Source organism: Arthrobacter sp. P1_B11 (assembly GCF_056406715.1).
In genome coordinates, this window is the sequence record NZ_JBFTZQ010000057.1 from 1 (window position 1) to 1,943 (window position 1,943).

General features: G+C 58.1%; 2 protein-coding genes. Both read left to right on the plus strand.

The features are described 5' to 3' along the window. The first annotated feature begins 379 nt into the window (after positions 1 to 379). Positions 380 to 1,303 (plus strand): LysR family transcriptional regulator, encoded by a 924-nt coding sequence (locus AC1D14_RS22520; RefSeq protein ID WP_476969227.1) that lies wholly within the window; start codon positions 380 to 382, stop codon positions 1,301 to 1,303. A 408-nt stretch (positions 1,304 to 1,711) separates the two neighbouring features. Continuing rightward, positions 1,712 to 1,943: NAD(P)-binding protein (locus AC1D14_RS22525; protein ID WP_476969228.1), on the plus strand; the 232-nt coding region annotated here is incomplete at its 3' end.

A 1,943-nucleotide genomic window follows, 5' to 3' on the forward strand; every position in this document is an offset into this window, starting at 1 on the left:
TGGTACGACACCGAACACAAAGAAATGTTCGCCGACCTCGCAATCGAAGACCTCAAAATCTCACCAACCCCGGCAGTACAGGAAGCTGGGGCAGGCGTGCCGATGTAACACGTATCCTCTCGCGGGTGCCGATCGAGCCTGAACATCGATCGGCACCCGCCGTGTTGACACAAGACGTGGAGGTTGCGTCCTTCAGCGCGATCGAGGACTGAGGCCGGACGGCCTCGCATGCATCGGACCAAATCCGGCGGCGTCGAAATACTTACCTTGCGGCGTTCCCCGAGGCTTTTAGCCCCGTAGGGCGCGGCCACCCCTTATGGTCAATTATGGAAGAATTACTCCCCCGTGACCTGCCCGACTGCTCCACAGGAGCTTAGTGATGAACATTAATACTACGAACCTTCAATTACGGCACTTGGCGACTTTCGTTGTCACCGCTGAGGAACTTCATTTCACACGGGCCGCTGCACGTCTGCATATGGCTCAGCAGACGCTCAGTCAACAAATTCGCCAGCTCGAGGTTGAGCTCGGCTTGCCTTTGTTTGACCGGACCAGGCGTAACGTCGAATTGACTGAGGCCGGAAAGGTGTTCTACGAGCGATGCCGCCAAATCATCGATTCCTTCGAAGCCGCCTGCGTAGAGGCCGAACGCGCAAACTCGCGTGTGCGAGAGACGATCTTCCTGGCTTTCACCCCGTCGTTCCTGGAACAGGCAACCAAACTGCGCATGGCGGTGGTTGCCAGGCACCCCAGCGTGAAGTTCTCGCTTGTCGAGTGTTGGACCGAGCAGGCCATTTATGGAACACGGAACGGTACTTACCACGGCGCCATAGTTAATGCGGCGGTGGACGCGGAGGGCTTGGCGCGTAGACCGGTCGCACCAACGAATATGGGAATCGTTTTGGGAAAGAGTGACCCCCTCGCGGAGTCCGCCATCGTCCGCCGAACCGACCTGCTCGATCGAAAGCTGGCAGTTTGGTCCCGCGAACTCTCGCCACACATGTACGAGAGTATTGCCGACCTATTCAAGGAACACTTCGCCCGCGGCCAGGTGCACGAGTTCGAAAACCTCAGCCGGGGGCTGTTCCTTGATGATCCTGAGACCAGCGAACTGATTGCCAGCAGCCAGGCCTTCATGCCAGCTCCGCGGTCACACATTCCTCCAACCGATACCCGTTTCGTCTGGCGGCCTGTAGAACAACCGAATGAAGTCGCTGCTCAGCTTGTTCACCGGATCGATATCGCAGACAGTCCTGGTGCAGCATGGCTCAGAGATGCAATGGACGGGGCCTTATCCCCCTAGTGGTATTCCCGCAGGGCCAAATGACGGGGCATCTACGGGCGGCTCAGCCCGGCAATGCTTCCGCTTGCCTGCATCATCCGGCAAGGGGCGTCCGGAGACCTCTGGGCTGGAGGTGCAGCTGCGCGTCCGGCTGTGGTTGAACCGCGTCCCCAGCTTCCCAGTTATGAGCCGCAGGCGCGCATCAGTTTATTGCCCGGCCGTTCCCGCTACTGGCGGTCGTTAGGTTGCTCTGTTTTCTCAGTCCAGCCCCCTCCAGCGTTGGACAAGGCGGTAGTTACATCGGATCACGGTAAATACGCTCGGAACACCTGTTGGAAGTCAGGCTCTTACCGGCCCTACTGTTGTGGTGATGGCAGTCACAAAGGCGATCTGCCAACAAGACAGGCTTCAGTTGAACGGAGAATTTTGATGGGTGAGCACCCTTATGTAGTGGTGATCGGTGCCGGGATGTCCGGTATCCACATCGGCAAGCATCTGAAGGATATGGGTATTGCCTTCAGGATTTATGAGAAGGCTCAGGAGATTGGGGGGACCTGGCGGGATAACAATTATCCGGGCCTGTATGTGGACGTTCCGGTTTCCCAGTATCAGTACACTTTCGCCCCGAAGTATGACTGGTCGCGCCCCTACGCGCCCGGGC

What these genes read in the sequence shown, in the direction of transcription:
- AC1D14_RS22520 (WP_476969227.1), top strand. Translation starts at nt 380, where the DNA reads ATGAACATTAATACTACGAACCTTCAATTACGGCACTTGGCGACTTTC.